The sequence below is a fragment of the Photobacterium swingsii genome (assembly GCF_024346715.1).
Lineage (GTDB): Bacteria > Pseudomonadota > Gammaproteobacteria > Enterobacterales > Vibrionaceae > Photobacterium > Photobacterium swingsii.
The window spans coordinates 3041533-3060800 of sequence record NZ_AP024852.1 but is presented as its reverse complement, the minus strand read 5'-3'; the positions used below and the strand labels follow the sequence as shown (position 1 = coordinate 3060800).

Below are 19268 nucleotides of genomic sequence, written 5' to 3'. Positions count from 1 at the left end.
TTTGTTTTTATTTGTATTTTTGAAATGTTGCTTATTTCTGTTTTAGTCTAGATACTTGATTGTCTAGACTTTTAATTTTATTTTCTAATCTTGATATTTCTCGTTTAAATGCAGAGTTATCAATTAAAGATTCAATACTTTGGCTAATATTCTTTAGTTTTAGAGTCTTTTTTATATACTTTAATTTTTCGTAAGTATCCCTATTCAAGGTTATTGTTATATCCTTATTATCTTTATTTTTCCTTCTCTCAAATTGATGCCAGGAATCCTTCATTTTTTTTAAGTCCTGATAACGTATCAGTTGATCTTTTAATGGGGTGAAATATTTAGCGGATTGTTCTAGTAGATGATCTTTTGTTGGGTCTTTTTCCGTTGAGATGAACTGTAGTAGATCTGGGTTAGAAATACCATTTTTCTCAAAATACTGGCTCAGCCAAATTCGCATTCTTTTGCTTTTAAAGTTAACCCATTGTTCAAATTCTTGATGTTCTTTTGTCATCAGAAACATATCTCTAGTCTTCATAATTACATGTAACTTTACATGTAAGATTTGTGGTGTCAAACTATGCCTGATTCATATTTTAATAGGTATTATAAGATAAATTATGTTGTTGATTGATGATTTTTTGTTGTTAGATTGGAAAGGACAGCCACAAGACAAATTGATTTACATTCGCTGGCTAATGTTGGTAAAAGAAGAAAGCCATCAATCAATGTCTGTTTCTTGTCTGGCAAAACATCTTAGACTTAAAGAGTCATTAGTTAGGAGTTCTGTAGCTCGCCTACTTCAGAGTGGGGTAGCGGAACTATCTGAACTTAGAACGTATGAGCCAATTTATCCTTCTAGCGTAAAAAAATATAATGGTGGCAATAATACCGTAGTAATACCAGTTCAAAAGATCGCTTACATTAAAACGCTGCTAGGGTGTGGTAGTGACCTTGTTGATCAGAGAGCGGAGAGTTTAGCAAAAAGATTACTGCAAGCCATGCTTGTTGTGCTATGTGATGATCTTGGTGTTATTAAAAGTGTTAGTTTGAATCAGCTGGCTGTATTTACAGGAATGACAGTTCAGCGCATTAGAAGATATAAAGACGATCTTTTAAAATCTGATTTTATTTTAAAGTATATCCCTGGTGGAAATGCCCCTAGTCTGTATCAGAAAGTTAAGTCTATATGTATTATTGATCCGACAAAGTTCGGTTGTGGGAAGTTGGTTATTATAAACTGTCTTACGGAATATACCTTAGGAGTAGACCCAAGTAGAACGATAACGAAATTATTTTGTAATGAAATGATAGGTGATCAGTTGGTCAGAGATATTGATAAATTTAGATTTTTCCAACGGATAAAGCACATATTCGAGGAAATGGTGATAGTCAGGTTAGTCGAACTAATGGGAAGTAGTCGTAATATCAATGAAAGAGTTTTTACTTCCCTAACAGTTAATGAAAAGTTTAATGATACTTTCAAGTATTCACTTTCAGGTGATGTAAATGGAGTCTCTGAGTTTTTATTTGATGTTCTTAAAATAATTGAAAATAAAGTTAATGGTCGGAAGATAAAGGATGTATTTTTTTTACTTCGTAATTCAGATATTTTAGTGTTATTTGATTTGGAGGTCGATATTTCAGGAGAGTTGCAGCCTAAGTTTGAAAATTGTGTGGTTTTTAAATCGATCTGTGGGAAGTATGACTTTAAGCTTGATTGTTCAATCATATGAGTTACTCTTTTAGATAGTGTAACTGTAGAGTTTTTTAATTATTGTTTGTTTTTTCTTATGTTGGTTTTATCGGCTGTTTTAACCTTTATTAGTGCTCAGGAATTGTCGGTAAAGGTAATATATGTTACTTCTAACAAAAGTAATATTCAGTAAAAAATAATGAGAGTGTAGATATATTTGATGAGTAACTGATTCAGGTATCTACAAATGAGAAAGAAGGTATTCAAAAACTTAAGAATTGTTTATCCACTAGGTAAACTAGAACAACGCTACTTAATAAAATTAAAGAAAGTCTTGGATACGTCACTAGAATCATATCCGAGAGTGTTTGCAATACGGTTGGATTTAAGGTTCCCAGATCCTCAGAGAGTGTTGTGTAACGATATTATTTATTCTGATATAAATAATATCGCATTTGATGAGGATTATGACGTTCCGCTTTCATCTAGTAATAATTGCTCTAATATTATGAAAAGATTTATTGATTCTTTGAAGGCTAAGTTAGTTGCAAAAGAACGGAGCAAGAAAAAGGTAGGGGTAAGAGTACATCCGAATACCCTACGGTTTGCTTGGTGTAGGGAGCGCAAAAATTCGGAGAATGATCACTTCCATATCGTCCTTTTCTTTAATAAAGATGCGTACCATCGTTTGGGGCATGCAAGATATCCTCGGTCTTTGGCCTCATTGATTATTGATGCTTGGGCTAGTGCTCTCAAATATCGACATGTAGGTTCTGATGGATTAGTTCATTTTTCTAAAAATCATAGCTACTATGTCAATAAACGATCTATAGATTTTACTAAAGAATATAATGACCTGTTCCATCGAATTAGCTATTTGGCAAAAAAAGAAACCAAGCACTATGGTGAGGGATACCGCTGCTTTGGCTGTAGCACTAGGTAAGTTCGCATGGTGATAAAAAATAAAGGGGAGCGAATCCCCTTATCCTTTGTGACGATGTTTTAAGTCCCATACGCGCCACTGACTAGCTTGAATGTGCGCACGAGCGTCACGTTTAAGCTGAGTCAATGTGAAGGTGCTTGAGAACATATCACCATCTAAACAGTAACTACAGAACTGATGGCAGTTTTCATTTAGCAGGGAATAGTCTGTTTGTGCCCCTAGTGTGGCCTCTGCTATCTGAGCACAACGCTCACTCCCAACGGCATTGCTTTGTGCATTGCAACTGATGTAAATGGAAATAGCTGTAGTGTCTGCTAGAAACTGACGAATCGATACGGCTTCGATAAGACCTTTCCTATTGCGATGGATGATACGTCCCTCTCCTACGTACACACCTGAATGTTCAGCAGAACCAAATACGAGATCGCAATACACAATGCTGCCTCTTTCTGGAGCCTGAGTTGTATGAAAGAGATTGTCGGCAAGACTTCTCCCTAATTGAGTTAGCCCTAGGGCTCCTAGTATTTTTAATAAGTTCATTATTTACCTGGAATAGATATATCCAAAATTGCAATGGACTATGAGTATGAGAGTTGTTGATTTGGCTGGAATGTTTGATTTGTTTGGAAACGGTAGCTTGCTTAGATGTTGTGTGAGTGGTTAATCTCTAATTACTTACTACCGTTTTTAGTTCCCGTTAGCCTGTTATGATTGCCAGGTGGTTTATCACCTGTTTAATTTAAAGGAAGGGATGGGGTTGTGGTGATGATAGAGTTTGAGGCTTTTTAATCGGCAACAACTTTATAAAGAATCCATGCCAATATAGGGTCAATTACCAGTCCGAGTAAAAGCCACCATCCAAAGCTGCGGCCGTTACTCTTAGCATACATCGCCAGTATAAAAGCGAAAAATACCCATAAAAGCACTAATATCATAATTTATTCTCCTATTTGAATTCCTTGCACCGATACGGGTGCCATGTGAATAGTACATTAAACATAATCTATCTGCACCCATAAAGGTGCAGGTGTGTTTGTGAGTAAGATTGAAAAGAACATTACTGGAAATCAAATCCGCAATATCAGATTGTCTAAGCAGCTCTCTCAGCAAGATGTTGAACGAATGTGTAGTCTCAAGGGGTTTGATATGACAAGAAGTAAATTAGCAAAGGTTGAGTCTGGGATGGTACGTGTGACGGATGAAATGTTAAAGAACCTTGCAGATGTACTGAATGTTGGTGTCGAAGAGTTCTTTTATTAATAGTTGCTCTAGGCGGTGAATAATTTATTTAATATTGCGGTTGAAACAATCGCTCAAGCTATGTGCTGCAAGGGATTGTTGCTCCCGCCCCCTCACGAAATGATCTGGCTTAAAGCTCAAGAGAAACAAAGTCTTTATCGACTTCATCTTGAGTAATACCTATATAACGAAGCGTGACACCTTCTGATGTGTGGCGTAGCATCTTCATGACTCGACCGATATCTTTTGTTGATTGGTAGAGGAAGTACCCACGAGTTTTACGCATACTGTGAGTACCCAGAGAAAGCTTGAGCTCTTGCCCCACTTGTTGAAATGCCATAGATACAGCACGTCGCGAGAGCGGTTGTGGCGGTTTATGCTTTAGTTGCTGGCATTGATATGATTGAAATAGGTAAACATGATCAGGGTGCTTTTCTCGTACTTTAGCAATGTGTTCACGTGCTTTAGTGTTTAACTGGATGTTTGCCAGCTTGCCCGTTTTGCTTTCACGAATAATGAGTCGGTCATCATTAATGTCTTCAAAGCGGATAGAGAGTAAGTCCGATATCCTCAATGCTAGGTTTAATCCTATGTGCCAAACATCAGCCATTTGTGGGTTACAACGAATACTCAGCAAATGACCAATCAGGCGAATTGTGTCGTCATCTTTAATCGCTTGTACCTCAGCCATAGTCTGCTTCCTTTTTTGTCTGTAGCAATGTGTTTTGGGAAGCACAGAGCCGACGATATTAAGAAACCCTTGTGCAATAAGGGATTGAAGCTTCCCGTTTTAACAATATGGGAAGCAGCCTCGTTTTAGCTCTGTGCTGGTGGTTGTGTTGAATGTTTGTGAGGGGGAATGGGGTGATGTGTCTAATTACACTCGACTTGGATTTGATCGTAGGCGTCCATCGACATATAGCTAAGAAAGTTTCCTTCCCATAGCTCGTAGAGTTCCGTCATTGTCGGTAAGCGAATGCTTTGCCATCCCGCATAACGCGAAAAGACCACTGAGTTTCCGATATCAAAATCAATATCTCTTTCCAGCTCGGGGTAAGCATTACCGCAATAACTGAAGTCTGTGATGTAAAGGATTGAATAGTGATCATCTGAAACCTGACTTAAAGCAATTTCAACAGGATGATAACCACCATTTTCAGCGCTGTAGCTTTTATCTCTGAAGTTTACAATGATGCTCTTTTTGCCCTGGATCTCGGAGTGTTTACTAAGTACATGGTTTAAGCCGTTGTGAAGCTTTTTGGAAATAGGTAAGCATGAAGAGCTGAAGGTAATAATGGGTGAATTAGAGTTTTGCATAGTCGGTCCTTGTTTTTAAATATGAGATTACTTGATGGCCGTTGCAGCGAAGTAATCAAAGCTTTGCTGGTGGAATGTATTGGTTAAAGCGTTTTGCCAAGAATGAAAGAGTTCGATGACTTGTGGTTGGTTTAGGTCGCAACGTTTGATATCAGGCTGATAGAACCACTGATGGTTAAAATTGAAATAAAGTTCTACCTCTAACTGTTCACTGTCTTCATACGGAAAAGCGAAGCTAGTCATGGTCGCAATTTGCCAAGCCTGATTAGGATGCTCTCTGAATAAATGAATCTCTAACGGGTGTGGCCCCGCTCTTTTCGTTAGGTAGGCTGAATGTCTGAAATTGAGTGCGATACGTTCCGTTGCTTCAGAAATAGCGCATAAGCTAACGGAGGCTTCTAAATATCGTTGTAGCACTTGTGACAATGGCGCATAAGTACAAGGTGAAGTGACGGTATTCATAACAAGCCTCTCTCTGCAAAGGAGAAAGTACGTCTGCCGACAACGATATGATCGAGTACCTGTATATCAACTAAAGAGAGAGCGTCGGTGAGCTTTCTGGTAATCCTTTTGTCTGCATTGGAGGGTTTAGAGTCGCCTGACGGATGGTTGTGAGCAAAGATCACTGCTGCCGCATTGACTTCAAGTGCAGCCTTCACAACTTCACGTGGGTAGATAGATGCAGCGTCTATCGTGCCAAGAAATAACACTTTAAATTCCAACAATTGATGCTGGTTATCTAAAAACATCACAGCAAAGACCTCGCGATCCCTCCTACCTAGTTTGTATTTAATGTAATCCTTCGTTGCTTCTGGATTAGTGAAGACATCTCCACGTAAGTAATGGCGTTCAATAATTTCAGCCGCCTGTTCTAGTACCTGCTGTTCATTAACTGTTTTTACCTTGCGGTAGCGGGGGGATTTGTTCATGCGCATACGTACCTCATTAGATAGTGAGTGAATTCATGCTGATGAAATATATCTAAAAAAGGTTCGAATCAGGTGGGATAGGAAAGTAACTAGTGTATTAGAAAGAAGGTTCGTCGAACGGTAAAAAATAAGTCAGTCACCGTTGTTATGTAGCAATCGCAGCAAAGCGACAGATTAATAATCAACACAATCGAGTTGGTGTAAGAGTGTATCGGCTCTTTAGTCTCTGGAGAGAATAAAAATGAACAAAGGAATTTATGTAGAAGCGGCCATCGTAAAGAAACAAAGAGGGTACTGTGTTGGTGGGATTGGATTGATTGCACTCGATGATACTGAATGTATTGATGGTGAGGATTGGCAGTCCTTTGACAGCATCACAGATTGTAATTACTTAGAGTTATCAGCACTCGCGTTTGGACTAAAGTGTGCCAGTGATGGCGATATTATCTATTCAAGCAGTGACTATTGCGTTGATGGTTTTAATTATTGGCTTGATGGCTGGAAACGTCGAAATTGGCGTAAAGCAAATAAAAAGCCGATAGCTAATCAAGACCTTTGGGTACTAGTGGATAAACGAAGTGCAGATAAGCAAGTTGAGGTGAGGAAAGTGGCTGCTTGCTCAGCAGGAAAAGATGCCGCTTATAGATACGCTCTTGCAGCGGCGAATCGTCAGTTGTAATAAGAATGAATCACTTGCTGGCACAGCCAGCAGGTGTTTTTTTGTTGTTACTGGATTTGAAGGTGGTATTGAACACCATAAGGTACAAAACGGTATTTTTCTACGTGCCAGGTAATCACATGGGAACCAATGACATAGGAGGACGTCCCATGAGATTTCTAAAGCTAAAAGAAGTAATGGAAAAAACAGCACTAAGCCGCTCAGCGATTTATAGGAAGATGGAAGAGGGTGAGTTTCCAGAAAAAGTTAGTTTGGGGGATCGCGCAGTTGCTTGGGTGGAGAGTGAGGTCGATGACTGGATGGAAGAGAAGCTAGAGGGACGAACGCTTGCTGTTTGACCAATAAGCATAGCAAGAGTTAACAATAAACTATAATGCATTGCTGATTCCTCAATTTTCTCATATTCTCTCATTTGTATACTTTCCCTCAAAACTCTGACAAGGCTAGCGCAATCAAATGACGGACCAAATTTTAACTTTGAAAGAGGTGGCGGCTTACCTAAAGCTGGCAGAGAAAACCGCTTATCGACTTGCCAGTGAAGGCAAGCTACCAGGCTTTAAGGTTGGTGGTTCATGGCGCTTTAAGCGCGAAGATTTAGAAGCGTGGATTGAGGAACAGAAAAAATGATTGAGAAGCTAACTCCATTTCATGCCAAATACTTTGCTCATGAGCTTTCTATACTTCATGCAAATAATGGAGTAGATCGCCTTTCTCAATCTCTATTTGATGCAAGTGTCGATTTAAACCCACACCAGATAGATGCTGCTCTTTTTGCTATTGATAATCCGCTTACCAAAGGTGTTGTTTTAGCGGATGAAGTTGGTCTTGGTAAAACAATTGAAGCAGGCTTGGTCTTATGCCAATACTGGGCGGAAAGAAAGCGTAAGCTTCTTATCATTTGTCCTGCATCACTGCGTCGTCAGTGGGCAACTGAGTTGCTAGAGAAGTTCAACCTTCCATCTCGTGTATTAGATGCCAAAACGTTTAATCAACTTCAAAAACAAGGCATCTACAATCCACTGAATAATAAAGAAGTTGTGATCATGTCTTATCATTACGCCGCTAGGCTTGAAGATAAGCTCGTGGCTGAAATGTGGGATTTGGTTGTTATCGATGAAGCCCATAAACTCAGAAATGCTCACCGTGAAAGCAACAAAATGGGGCAGGCTCTTAAGCGAGCTCTCGATGGAAGGAAAAAGCTACTGCTAACTGCGACACCATTGCAGAACTCGCTAATGGAGCTGTATGGGATGTCTACTCTCATTGATGAGCATATCTTTGGTGATCATAAGGCTTTTCGAAAACAGTTTATGCAAGCTGATAGCGACAGAGGTGAGTTAAAGGAGCGTTTGGCTGGCTTTATGAAGCGGACGCTACGAAAGAATGTACTTGAATACATTAAGTACACTGAACGTAAAGCCATTACTATTCCTTTCTATCCAAGTGAGCAAGAACAAGAGCTGTATGATCGAGTGCAGCTCTTGCTAGAGCGTGAAGATAGCTATGTGTTACCAAAGAGGCATAGACACTTAACAGGATTGATTCTGAGAAAGCTCCTATCTTCTAGTACCAAAGCGGTTATCAATAACCTGCAAATTCTGAAATTTAGGTTAGAACAGCTTAAAAAAGATGGACAACAAACAGATGAGTTAGACATCATTCAACAAATCATTACAGATGACGATCTTGAGGATGACATATACGAAGATACAGAATTAGCTGAGGTTGACTCTGGAAAAGTAGAGTTGAACCTGAAAGCTCTGGATTCAGAGATTGCTGAGCTTGAAGCTATTATTGCCAAAGCGGAACTCATTGGTATTGATACAAAGTCCAAGGAGTTACTGCAAGGGCTTGATAAGGGCTTTGAGCAGTTAGCTGAAATGGGTGCGGCTCGTAAGGTCATCATCTTTACTGAATCAATGAGAACTCAGCAGTATCTGGCTCAATTTTTAGAAAATAATGGTTACGCTGAAAAAGTAGTGACATTCAGCGGCACCAATAACACGGCTAAAGCAACTCAAATCTACCAACAATGGAGAGAAGAGTATCAAGGCTCATCTCGCGTGACAGGCTCGGCTCAAATCGATAAGCGGTCAGCATTAATAGACTACTTTAAAGAACATGCAGAAATCATGATTGCTACAGAAGCAGCTGCTGAAGGGGTTAACCTTCAGTTTTGTTCACTTCTGATCAATTACGATTTACCTTGGAACCCACAACGAGTTGAACAGCGTATTGGCCGCTGTCATAGATACGGTCAGAAGTTCGATGTGGTTGTCGTTAACTTTTTGAATCAACGCAATCAGGCTGATTCAAGGGTACTGGAGTTGCTTACTGATAAATTTAATCTATTCGATGGTGTTTTTGGTGCATCGGATAGCGTACTTGGCAATATAGAAAGCGGTGTTGACTTTGAAAAGCGGATTCAACAAATCTATCAATCTTGCCGCACACCAGAAGAAATAGAATCTGCGTTTGAGTCGCTACAAAAAGAGCTCGAAAATGACATCAATGAAAAAATGCAGAAAACTCAAGAGCAGCTTCTTGAGCATTTTGATGAAGATATCCATGATATTTTAAAGATTAAGCTTGATGAAGCCAAAGAGCGTTTAGATAAAGTCGGTAGATGGTTCTGGGCAGTAACCTACCAGCAGTTGAAAGACAGAGCTTGCTTTGACCATGAGAATCATAGCTTCTCTATCAATGAGCCAATAAACGACTCTTTCTTTGGTAAATATCAGTTGATAAGAAAAGCTGGTGGATACAGTCGAGAGGTTGAACAACTCGATCACCATACTCAAGCTTATCGAATTAATCACCCATTAGGTGAGCAAGTTATTGCTGAGGCGAGGGAATTTGAAACCGAACGATGTGAGCTGGTTTTTGATTACACGGGCCATAGCACGAAGGTGTCAGTTGCAGAGCAACTAAAAGGTCAATCAGGCTGGTTAACACTCAACCTACTTTCAGTAGAAGCCTTTAATACTCAAGAGTTTCTCGTATTCTCAGCTAAGACAGACAAAGGACAAATAGTTGATTCAGAGGCGTGTAAAAAGCTCTTTAACTTAGGTGTATCAAAATCTATTCAAACTGAGTTAACCATGCCAGGTGAGCTTTGTTCTCTTCGAGCTAGACAGATTGATGCAAAACTTGCAGAAGTGATGGACAGTAATAATACGCTTTTCGAAGTAGAGAGAGACAAGCTTGAGAAGTGGGCTGAAGATAAGGTGATGGCTGCTGAAGAAGCACTGCGTGATACTAAAGCCCAAATACGATCATTAAAACGAGAAGCAAGACACGCACAGTCTGTAGAAGAGCAAAAGACAAGCCAAGAGCAAATTAAGAAACTTGAGCGACAACAGCGACGCCAGCGTTCAGAAATCTTTGACGTAGAAGATGAGGTCGCAGATAAACGTGATGAACTAATCGCAGCGCTTGAAGAACGCATGAAGCAGAAAACAAACGTCACTGAGCTATTCACAGTTCGTTGGTTGGTGGCATAGGAGGCATACGTGTTAGAAACAATTAAACTCAATAACTTTAAAGCTTGGGAAAAGCTAGAGATAAAGTTTGGGATGGTGACCGGTTTGTTTGGTACGAACAGCTCTGGTAAAAGTAGCTTGATTCACTTCTTGCTCATGCTTAAACAAAGTAAAGATAACAGCGATAGAGCGATTGCTGCCGATTTTGGTGGTCATGACAAGTTAGTTGAATTAGGAACTTACCATGATGTGGTATTTAAGCATGATAGCTCAAGAGATATCTCGTGGGCCCTGTCCTGGGACTTGCCTAAAGAGCTGAAAATACAAGATGTTGAGAAAAGCTCTACTAGTGTTTTGTTTAAAGCTTCTAGTTTAGAAATCTCTTCTTCTATCGGTTTAGAAGATAAGCTTTTAGGTGTGAAAGCATTGGGTTATGACTTTGCGGACCATCAATTCTCAATACAAAGAAAACCTGACTCTAAAGATTTTGATCTTGTAGCAACGGGTAGGTCGAAATTTCGCTTCACTCGCACTCAAGGTCGTATGTGGAAATTACCTAAACCAACCAAGAACTATCTTTTCCCTGATCAAGCCAAAACTTATTATCAGAATGCAGATTTTTTAAGTCAATTTGAAGCGTCTTTTGAAGCTGCGATGGATAATATTTACTATTTGGGACCACTTCGAGACTACCCAAAACGTACTTATCAATGGTCTGGCACTAGCCCAACAGATGTTGGAACTAGAGGTGAACTCACTATTAACGCTATATTAGCCGCCTCAACGCGCAACGAAAAAAGAAGTTTAGGATATAAGAAGCACAATAAATCTTTTGAAGAGATGATTGCTTACTGGTTGAAAGCTCTAGGTTTAATTAATTCTTTCCGTGTTGAAGAGGTTGCACCAAATTCGAATATTTTTCGCACACTAGTAAAAAAAGAAGCAGGCAGTAGTGAGGTTGGTCTAACCGATGTTGGTTTTGGTGTATCGCAAATATTACCAGTTTTGGTGCTAATGTATTATGTCCCCGAAGGCAGTACAGTTCTACTAGAGCAACCTGAGATTCATTTACATCCATCAGTGCAAAGTGAACTTGCTGATTTAATTTTAACTGTGTCGGAAACCAGAAATATTCAAGTAATTGTTGAAAGCCATAGTGAGCACTTTATCCGCCGTTTACAGCGTAGAGTTGCAGAGAGTAGTGCAGAAAAAAATGATATTGCTCTTTATTTCTTTTCGACAAAACAAGGCCGTGCAAATTATGAAACACTGCAATTAGACGAATTTGGTGCAATACATAATTGGCCAGAAAACTTTTTTGGTGACGAGATGGCAGAGATAGCCGCTACACGTAAGGCTGCTTTGTTAAAACGAAAAGCCAAACATGATTCGGAGCAATGTAGTGAGTAATGCTGCTAAAAAAGTGATTGATAGCAATGTTGCAATTGTCGCCAATGGTCGTTCACCACAAGCTTCAATAGATTGTGAGCTGGCTTGTATTGAACTTTTAGAGCGTTGCGAGCACCTTTCAATTTGTCTTGATCAAACAAGTTTGATAATGGATGAATATGCTAAACATCTTAGCTATGCAGGAAGTCCTGGTGTTGGAGATATGTTTTTTAAGTATCTCCATGATAATCAATACGCCGGCAAGAATATCGAATTGGTCACAATCACTCCAATTCTTGCAGAGAATCGCGGTTTTGAAGAATTACCAGAAAATCGCTTTGACCCATCAGATAGAAAATTTTTAGCAACGGCGGTTTCCGGTGGGGCACAAGTCGTTAACGCGACTGATAGTGATTGGGTTGAGCAGCAAGAGCTAATGAACCAACTAAATATTACCGTACAGCAGTTATGTCCTGACTGCTGTACACGACAGCAAAATTAAGAAGAAAACAATGAATAATTACAATGAATTAGTATTAAAGCTAAAAGAGATTTTCCAAATCGATAAGCCAGAGCTCGATTTTGGTATTTACCGCATTCTTAATGCTCGTGCTGATGAGATCAACGACTACTTAGAGAACAAGCTAAAAGCAAAAGTCCAAGCAGCACTTTCTGAAGCGGGTAATGCGAACAAGGAAGAACTTGAGAAGCATCTTGCTGAAGCAATAAAAGGAGCCGAAGCGCTTGGTGTCGATCCAAGTGGCATCCCAAAAGTAAAAGACCTTCAAAATCAAATCGCACAATCGGCTCAAGGTGCAAATGAGCATGAGAGTGCAGTGTTCTCTCATCTTTTGACATTCTTTTCTCGTTATTATGATGACGGCGACTTTATCAGCAAGCGCCGCTATAAAGGCGACACCTACGCAATCCCTTATGCTGGTGAAGAGGTTATGCTGCACTGGGCAAACAAAGACCAGTATTACATTAAAAGTGGAGAGAACTTCGCTAACTATTCATTCAAGCTTGATGATGGTCGTAAGGTCAGCTTTAAGCTATTAGCTGCTGATACCGCAAAAGATAACCGAAAAGATAATGATGCGGACCGACGCTTTGTACTCATCGAGCCTCACAAGCGAACTAAACTGGATGAAGACGGCGAAGAGTGCGAAGTAGAATATCAGCCAGTGGAAGTTCATAAAGCTGATGGTGAAGAAGAACTTGTTATTCACTTTGAGTACAAAGTGATGAAGAAAGGTACTAAACAAGATGTTTTAGTCCAAGCTTCGATTGCTTCTGTTCTAGAAGATGAATTAGTTCAAAGTAGTTGGGCTGACATTACGAAGAGAGCTCCGACAGAAAAAAATCCGAATCGAACAGAGCTTGAGCGCCATTTAACTACTTATACGCAACGTAATACAGCAGATTACTTCATTCATAAAAATCTTGGTGAATTCCTCAACAATGAGTTGGATTTTTATATCAAAAATGAAGTGATGAATCTGGATAACCTGCAGAATGCAGAGGTATTTGGAAATATAGAAAAGCAACTGAGAATGATTCAGTGTTTGCGCTCGATTGCACAAGAACTTGTTACGTTTTTAGCTCAATTGGAAAACTTCCAAAAGAAACTTTGGGCCAAGAAAAAGTTTATTGTGTCATCCAATTATTCAATCACATTAGATAAGCTAGATGAGTCGCTATATGAAGCAATTTCTGTGGTTGATGCGCAATGGCAGCAATGGCTTGATTTAGGTTTTATCGAGCCTAAATCTGATAGAACAACAGAGTATATGAAATTGAATAGAGGGTTGATAGTTGATACGACTCTGCTTCCACTTCAACTTAAATCTGAGGTATTGAATCAAATTGAGAATCTAGAAGAATCTACGGATGGCCTTCTAGTGCAAAGTGATAATTATCAAGCTCTTCAACTGCTTCAAACTAAATATCAAGGTAAAGCAAATGTTCTTTACTTAGACCCTCCATATAACACCGATGCTGGTCCTATTTTATATAAGAATGGATTCAGAGACTCATCGTGGTTAGCCTTAATGGAAGAACGTTTAATCCAAGGTAAGTATCTTCTCGACCAAAGCGGCATTGCATGTGTCACTATCGATGATTACGAGTTACACAATTTAGCAAAATTGATGGAGCAAGTTTATGACGAACTCGCAGGAACCGTTGCTATTAGAATTAAACCATCTGGTAGGCCTATTCCGAATGGATTTGCATTAGCACATGAGTATGCTTTGTTTGCGAGAAATAATGAAGATACGGCAATTCAAAGGTTAGAACGCTCCGAAGACCAACTTGCGAGGTACAGAGATAGTGATGAACATGGTCGCTATTTCTGGGAAATGCTTCGAAAAGCAGGCGGTGGCGCAGCACAAAAAGACCGTCCAACAATGTGCTACCCATTTCTTTTAGATTCAGATGGTGTGCTGTCTCTTGCCGAGTGTACATATGATCCTGAAACAGAAGAGTATATAAATGTGCAAACAGAAAGCGCCGGTGAGAAGCTGATTTGGCCTGTGCGTGATGATGAGACTATGGGCCGTTGGTACTTAAGCCGTGATCGTGTCAGAGAAATGATATCTGAATTAAAAGCAGTTCAACAAGATGACGGTAGGTACTTTGTCTATTATCGTAGAAGACCTAACGCAGGCGTTCAGCCATTGTCATTTTGGGCAGATGCAAAATACTCTGCGACTGAGCACGGAACAGCATTAATTAAGAAAATGTTTGGTACTAGTAGTGCGTTCTCTTACCCAAAATCAATTCACGCTGTTGAAGACTGTTTAAAGGTAGCGGGAGCGGGCGAAAAGGACAGTTTAGTTGTTGATTATTTTGCAGGCTCTGCTACTACAGGGCATGCTGTCTTAAATCTTAATAGGAAGGATTCAGGTAACAGGAAATTTATACTTGTTGAACAAGGTCAATATTTTGAACAGGTGACTAAGCCGCGAGTTCTCAAAGCTGCATTTTCAAGTCTATGGAGTGAGGGGAAACCACAAAACTCTGAATACCAATCCGTGATTTTTAAAACGATTAAGTTAGAAAGCTATGAAGATACTCTGAATAATATTGTTTTAAGAGAGCACACGTTCACTAAAGATCTGTTTTCAAGTTCAGATAAACAGTTGGAAAGTGATTACTTAGTCAAATATATGCTTGATGTTGAAAGTAAAGATTCGTTACTCAATACAGATGATTTTAGTAAACCATTTGATTATCAAATGAATATTGCTACTGATTCGGCAGGGGCAATTGAGTCGGAAGGTATTGATCTGGTTGAGACTTTTAATTACTTAATTGGTTTAAATGTAAAAACGAGAGAGTCAAATGTAAAACATGGTTACATTAGGTTGGAAGGTAGTCTCCCTAATGGTGAGCGTGCGTTGGTGTTATGGCGAGATTGCGACAAGATTGGTTATGAAGAATTGACAAAGTACGCTAATCGATTTGATCTATATGCTAAAGAGCAGACATTCGATGTTATCTACATCAATGGTGACCACAACTTACCAACGGCATTCACTTCTGATGATGAAGATGGTGAAATTACCCGTACGTTGAAACTACGTCAGATTGAACCTGAGTTTCTGAGCAAAATGTTCGCAGAGGAGACTCTGTAATGGCTAAGAGATCAGCAGCTAAAGCCATTAAAAAAGGTGCCAAGAAGCTGAGCTTCCATAAACAGCTTGTATTGAACCGATACATGTATCGATTCTTTAAAGACGGCACACTAGAGGGGTTAAAAGGTCGTTTAGGCGATGATCGCTTTGAAGGCATTCATGAAGACGGACAAACCCTGTTTTTCCAAGAGCTAAGCAGTAACTTATTTGAGGTCGATCGTATCGACCTTGATGAACTGCGTCGTTATGACCTGAATGTTGTCAAACATTGGAACCAAATAACAGAGTATCGTAACCGTAAAGAAGATACGGTAATGAATATGAAGTACTTCCAGTACTTGTCGCTGTTATTTACAGAGATCTATTTGGACTGGTATTTCAATAAGAAGCAACAGCTGCTCGATGGCTTGAACGCTGAGTTAACAGAGTTTAACAAAGAACAAGGCAAGGCAGACATGTTTCAGCTTTACGTGCTTAGCGATCTAAACAAACTGGCATTTTGGAATGCAACAGGCTCAGGTAAGACTCTGTTACTGCACGTTAATATTTTGCAATACCAGCATTATTTTAGAAATGGTCATAGCAACGTACATCCAGACAAGATCATCTTGTTGACACCAGATGAGCGTCTTTCTAATCAGCATTTGAAAGAATTGCATGAATCAGGGTTTGATAAGGTAAAACCTTTTAATAAAAATGACCGTCATCACGACCGCGAGTTTATTGAAGTTATTGATATTAATAAGCTTGCCGATGAAATGGGTGATAAAACGGTTGCTGTCGAAGCATTTGAAGGCAATAACCTCGTTTTGATTGATGAAGGTCATAAGGGGACTGGTACTGCTGCGGGTGCTTGGATGCGTCGCCGAGATACTTTAACTAAAGGCGGCTTTGCCTTTGAGTACTCAGCAACGTTTGGGCAAGCCGTTGCTAAAGGTAATACCGTTGCAAAGAACGAAGAAGAGTTACAAAAAACAAAAGCTAAAACCTTATTTGATACTAAAGCAATCAATAAACTCGATGATGAACAGAAAGCTCAACTAGTTTTAACCGATGCTGAAAAAAGAAAGGCGCGTATAGAAGCGACGCGTGAAGTGTATGGTAAGTGTGTTTTATTCGATTACTCGTACAAGTTCTTCTACAGTGATGGCTACGGTAAAGAGTCCTTGATTCTTAACCTAAACCCAGAGAATGACAAAGATCCGGATGCGGATGATAGTAAGCGTTATGAGTACTTTACTGCGTGTTTGCTGAGCTTTTACCAACAGCAATATCTCTACTCAAAGCATACCGACAAGCTCAACGAATATAACATCGAGAAGCCACTATGGGTATTTGTTGGTAACTCTGTATCAACGAAGAAAGACGGTGAATCGTCTGATATTCATGAGGTTCTTAAATTCCTAGCTTGGTTCTTAAATAACGAACATCAAGCAAAGTCTTGGATTGCTGACTTCATACAGAACAAGGCTCGAATTTTAGATACTAAAGGGCGCAGCATCTTTGATAAGCGTTTCTTACCATTAATGACTTTTAACGGTGACGTATACGCTGACATCATTAAAAAGTTGTTTAATGCGACACATACTGGCCAACGATTACTTGTTCAAAACTTAAAAGGCAGTAAAGGTGAACTTGCTCTGCGCGTAGGTACTTCTGAACCGTTTGGCTTGATCAACGTTGGTGACTCTCCAAAGCTTTATCAAGCTTGTGAGGAAGACGAGGATTTTGATTATGAGTCGAACGACTTTGCTTCAACGTTGTTCCACACAATCAACGATAAAGATTCAGATATTCATGTTCTTATAGGTTCTAAGAAGTTTACTGAAGGCTGGAGTAGCTGGCGCGTATCGACAATGGGCCTACTTAACATGGGTAAAGGTGAAGGTTCGCAGATCATTCAGTTATTTGGGCGTGGTGTTCGCCTTAAAGGGCAAGGCTATTCGTTGAAGCGCAGTACAGTGACACAACGTCCAAAAGGCGTACATTTAGAAAGACTGGAAACACTCAATATCTTTGGTGTCCGTGCTGACTATATGTCAACGTTTAAGCAGTATCTTGAAGATGAGGGCATTCCTCAAAGTGATGAAATCTTAGAACTAGATTTTCCGACTCGTGCAAATGTGCCAGCAAACAAATTGAAAACACTAAAGCTCAAAGATGGCTATAAAGATAACCAGAAAAAGGGCTTCAAGCGTGTCTACTTCCCTCATCTTTATGAAGTCCCAGAGGATTTTAAAGGCAAGCTAAAACCCGCACATGTCAAACTGGATCTGTATCCAAAGCTTGAAGCACTAAGCACTACAGATAAAAAAGAAAAGGTATTAATTGATCAGCGTAATGAAGGTAAATTGGACCCTAAAGTTATTGCTGCTTTTGACTTCGATAGGCTGTATCTAGAGTTACAAGCTTTTAAGCTTCAACGTGGTTGGTCAAATTTACGTTTAGATAAACAAAAACTGATGGATTTCTGTTTAGGCAATACTGAAGATCAGAACCACTGGTATACCTTGCTGATTCCATCTAGTGAATTGACGCTGAAATCATTTGCTGATGTTCGTAAGCAAGAAGACATAATGCTCCGTTTATTGTGTGACTTTACAGATCGCTTCTATAAAGCGCTTAAGAATGCTTATGAAGGTCAGTTCTACGAAGTGACAAGGGTGCATGAAGAAGATCCTGGAATGATTAATATGTATCATTTTGAGATTGATGACACGAGTGATGGTGAAGTCTACAAAGAGAAGTTAGAAGAGTTGTCCCAACTTGTTGCAAATGGAGATTTAGGTGCCGCTAAAGAGTGGGATGCTCCAGGCGTTATTGCTGTGAGCTTCGACAGACACCTGTATTATCCATTGATGTCACTCGACAAAAAGCAAGATGTGCCTTTACGCATGAGACCAAAAGCTTTTGATGGTGACAGTGAGATTCAATTTATTGAAGACTTGGAGAAATTTCTTAAAACACCACGAGGGCAAGAGATCGTTGGTGATAAGAGTTTGTACCTACTAAGAAATGCAGACACGAAGGCTAAGGGTTTAGGCTTTGCTACGGCAGGCAACTTTTATCCAGATTTCCTACTGTGGTTAGTCGACAATGAAACGAACAAGCAGTGGTTGGCTCTGGTTGATCCAAAAGGTATTCGTAACCTTAATTTGGATGATGCCAAGTTTGGCCTTTACCAAGAGATTAAAGAGCTTGAGGGTAAACTCAATGACAAAGACCTGTCACTGAGTGCATTTGTTGTTTCTGCTACCGAGCATAAAGATCTTATTAATGTCAGTGAGTTCCAAGATCAACTAGAAGAGAGAAACATCCTGTTTATGGATGACAATACATATCTTGAAAAGATGCTATTGAAAATGCTCGCTTTTAGCCATATGGCTATCGAAGATATGTCTGAAGATCAACTAGCTAACTTGTTGCTTGCTAAAGTTAAATGGGCTGATCAATCGACACAAACTCGCGCTAAGTCTCTTCATGTAATGCACGATTCCGTACAGTTTATGAAGTGCTTAACTGTAAATGGGGCTGATGGGAGTGGTGGAGCGACTTATCAAAAGCTTCCAGGGTTCATGAAGCTGCTTAAGAATATAGTATCAGTCGACGGTGATTTCTCTCTTGGTCTTCTTTCTGATGTATTGTGTCTAGGTGCAATCGTTAGGGCAATGGAGACCGTATTAACAAAAGAAATTAAACTATCTCCTGAAGCTGCATTAGTTCTATTGGGTTTTCCCAAGCAAATGAAACGTACTGCGCGTGAACTGTTGGATGAGATTGAGAAACTATGCAAAACATATGGACGTGGGCGATTAGATGAGAGTAGCGTTCAATCGATTCTTGCTCATTTGGAAGAACATGATGTAGTTAAGAAAGTTTCTGGTGAAGAAAGTGCTTGGGAGCTTAACGAGCGTTTCTCTATAAGTCCGTTTTAGGTTGTTCCTACATGGAGGATGCTAATTAGCATCCTC

General features: G+C 39.7%; 17 protein-coding genes. 11 read left to right on the top strand and 6 right to left on the bottom strand.

Annotation, left to right across the window (positions count from 1 at the left end; genetic code table 11):
- Window positions 1-31 precede the first annotated feature (31 nt).
- Window positions 32-499 carry a hypothetical protein gene (locus tag OCU77_RS13890; protein WP_144414894.1) on the bottom strand — a complete coding sequence of 156 codons (468 nt, stop codon included), beginning with the start codon at window positions 497-499 and terminating at the stop codon, window positions 32-34.
- 106 nt (window positions 500-605) lie between these two features.
- On the opposite strand from OCU77_RS13890, the gene OCU77_RS13885 reads away from it, so the two are divergent.
- Both OCU77_RS13885 and OCU77_RS13880 read left to right on the top strand, forming a co-directional pair.
- Window positions 606-1721, top strand: a complete 1116-nt coding sequence (locus OCU77_RS13885) for a hypothetical protein (RefSeq protein WP_048898045.1) — start codon at window positions 606-608, stop codon at window positions 1719-1721.
- A 207-nt stretch (window positions 1722-1928) separates the two neighbouring features.
- The gene (locus OCU77_RS13880) at window positions 1929-2624 is read left to right on the top strand and encodes an inovirus Gp2 family protein (RefSeq protein ID WP_048898046.1); all 696 of its coding nucleotides are present in this window, start codon (window positions 1929-1931) and stop codon (window positions 2622-2624) included.
- Between the two features lie 39 nt (window positions 2625-2663).
- Here the strand turns inward: OCU77_RS13880 and OCU77_RS13875 are convergent, their stop codons facing one another.
- Window positions 2664-3059: a lecithin retinol acyltransferase family protein gene (locus OCU77_RS13875; RefSeq protein WP_239685892.1), complete on the bottom strand. Its 396-nt coding sequence runs from the start codon at window positions 3057-3059 to the stop codon at window positions 2664-2666.
- Between the two features lie 687 nt (window positions 3060-3746).
- On the opposite strand from OCU77_RS13875, the gene OCU77_RS13870 reads away from it, so the two are divergent.
- Window positions 3747-3884, top strand: coding sequence for a helix-turn-helix domain-containing protein (locus OCU77_RS13870; protein WP_239685908.1), 138 nt, complete (start codon window positions 3747-3749; stop codon window positions 3882-3884).
- 109 nt (window positions 3885-3993) lie between these two features.
- Here OCU77_RS13870 and OCU77_RS13865 read toward each other — a convergent pair whose 3' ends face one another.
- The 4 genes from OCU77_RS13865 to radC all read right to left on the bottom strand — a co-directional run bounded on the left by OCU77_RS13865 (window position 3994) and on the right by radC (window position 6109).
- Window positions 3994-4554, bottom strand: coding sequence for a tyrosine-type recombinase/integrase (locus OCU77_RS13865; RefSeq protein ID WP_031494450.1), 561 nt, complete (start codon window positions 4552-4554; stop codon window positions 3994-3996).
- A gap of 182 nt (window positions 4555-4736) precedes the next feature.
- Window positions 4737-5180, bottom strand: coding sequence for a DUF2787 domain-containing protein (locus OCU77_RS13860; RefSeq protein WP_048898050.1), 444 nt, complete (start codon window positions 5178-5180; stop codon window positions 4737-4739).
- Window positions 5181-5207: 27 nt separating this feature from the next.
- On the bottom strand, window positions 5208-5642 hold the full coding sequence (locus OCU77_RS13855; protein ID WP_048898051.1) for a DUF2787 family protein: 435 nt from the start codon (window positions 5640-5642) through the stop codon (window positions 5208-5210).
- Window positions 5639-6109 carry a RadC family protein gene (radC, locus tag OCU77_RS13850; protein ID WP_048898215.1) on the bottom strand — a complete coding sequence of 157 codons (471 nt, stop codon included), beginning with the start codon at window positions 6107-6109 and terminating at the stop codon, window positions 5639-5641. Before radC ends, OCU77_RS13855 begins: the two co-directional genes overlap by 4 nt.
- A gap of 241 nt (window positions 6110-6350) precedes the next feature.
- Between radC and OCU77_RS13845 the strand changes: the two genes are divergently transcribed.
- The 8 genes from OCU77_RS13845 (at window position 6351) to OCU77_RS13810 (ending at window position 19232) form a co-directional block, all read left to right on the top strand.
- On the top strand, window positions 6351-6788 hold the full coding sequence (locus OCU77_RS13845; RefSeq protein ID WP_048898052.1) for an RNase H family protein: 438 nt from the start codon (window positions 6351-6353) through the stop codon (window positions 6786-6788).
- A 119-nt stretch (window positions 6789-6907) separates the two neighbouring features.
- Window positions 6908-7126: an AlpA family transcriptional regulator gene (locus OCU77_RS13840; protein WP_084711748.1), complete on the top strand. Its 219-nt coding sequence runs from the start codon at window positions 6908-6910 to the stop codon at window positions 7124-7126.
- A gap of 118 nt (window positions 7127-7244) precedes the next feature.
- A complete protein-coding gene (mads1, locus tag OCU77_RS13835; protein ID WP_048898053.1) occupies window positions 7245-7415 on the top strand; it encodes a methylation-associated defense system helix-turn-helix domain-containing protein MAD1 in 171 nt (56 codons plus the stop codon).
- Complete coding sequence (locus OCU77_RS13830; protein ID WP_048898054.1) at window positions 7412-10291, top strand: SNF2-related protein; 2880 nt, start codon at window positions 7412-7414, stop codon at window positions 10289-10291. Before mads1 ends, OCU77_RS13830 begins: the two co-directional genes overlap by 4 nt.
- Window positions 10292-10300: 9 nt before the next feature.
- Entirely contained in the window at window positions 10301-11680 is a 1380-nt protein-coding gene (locus tag OCU77_RS13825; protein WP_048898055.1) for a DUF3696 domain-containing protein, read from the top strand.
- On the top strand, window positions 11673-12161 hold the full coding sequence (locus OCU77_RS13820) for a hypothetical protein (protein WP_239685893.1): 489 nt from the start codon (window positions 11673-11675) through the stop codon (window positions 12159-12161). Before OCU77_RS13825 ends, OCU77_RS13820 begins: the two co-directional genes overlap by 8 nt.
- 10 nt (window positions 12162-12171) lie before the next feature.
- Complete coding sequence (locus OCU77_RS13815) at window positions 12172-15297, top strand: site-specific DNA-methyltransferase (RefSeq protein ID WP_048898057.1); 3126 nt, start codon at window positions 12172-12174, stop codon at window positions 15295-15297.
- The gene (locus OCU77_RS13810; protein WP_084711736.1) at window positions 15297-19232 is read left to right on the top strand and encodes a DEAD/DEAH box helicase family protein; all 3936 of its coding nucleotides are present in this window, start codon (window positions 15297-15299) and stop codon (window positions 19230-19232) included. The genes OCU77_RS13815 and OCU77_RS13810 overlap by 1 nt, the downstream gene beginning before the upstream one ends.
- The last annotated feature ends 36 nt before the right edge of the window (window positions 19233-19268 follow it).

Excerpts from the sequence above, each read along its gene's own strand:
- OCU77_RS13880 (WP_048898046.1), top strand. The coding sequence starts at position 1,929 with ATGAGAAAGAAGGTATTCAAAAACTTAAGAATTGTTTATCCACTAGGT.
- OCU77_RS13830 (WP_048898054.1), top strand. The coding sequence starts at position 7,412 with ATGATTGAGAAGCTAACTCCATTTCATGCCAAATACTTTGCTCATGAG.
- radC (WP_048898215.1), bottom strand. The coding sequence starts at position 6,109 with ATGAACAAATCCCCCCGCTACCGCAAGGTAAAAACAGTTAATGAACAG.
- OCU77_RS13870 (WP_239685908.1), top strand. The coding sequence starts at position 3,747 with ATGTGTAGTCTCAAGGGGTTTGATATGACAAGAAGTAAATTAGCAAAG.
- OCU77_RS13845 (WP_048898052.1), top strand. The coding sequence starts at position 6,351 with ATGAACAAAGGAATTTATGTAGAAGCGGCCATCGTAAAGAAACAAAGA.
- mads1 (WP_048898053.1), top strand. The coding sequence starts at position 7,245 with ATGACGGACCAAATTTTAACTTTGAAAGAGGTGGCGGCTTACCTAAAG.
- OCU77_RS13810 (WP_084711736.1), top strand. The coding sequence starts at position 15,297 with ATGGCTAAGAGATCAGCAGCTAAAGCCATTAAAAAAGGTGCCAAGAAG.
- OCU77_RS13815 (WP_048898057.1), top strand. The coding sequence starts at position 12,172 with ATGAATAATTACAATGAATTAGTATTAAAGCTAAAAGAGATTTTCCAA.
- OCU77_RS13885 (WP_048898045.1), top strand. The coding sequence starts at position 606 with ATGTTGTTGATTGATGATTTTTTGTTGTTAGATTGGAAAGGACAGCCA.
- OCU77_RS13840 (WP_084711748.1), top strand. The coding sequence starts at position 6,908 with ATGGGAACCAATGACATAGGAGGACGTCCCATGAGATTTCTAAAGCTA.
- OCU77_RS13860 (WP_048898050.1), bottom strand. The coding sequence starts at position 5,180 with ATGCAAAACTCTAATTCACCCATTATTACCTTCAGCTCTTCATGCTTA.
- OCU77_RS13890 (WP_144414894.1), bottom strand. The coding sequence starts at position 499 with ATGACAAAAGAACATCAAGAATTTGAACAATGGGTTAACTTTAAAAGC.
- OCU77_RS13855 (WP_048898051.1), bottom strand. The coding sequence starts at position 5,642 with ATGAATACCGTCACTTCACCTTGTACTTATGCGCCATTGTCACAAGTG.
- OCU77_RS13865 (WP_031494450.1), bottom strand. The coding sequence starts at position 4,554 with ATGGCTGAGGTACAAGCGATTAAAGATGACGACACAATTCGCCTGATT.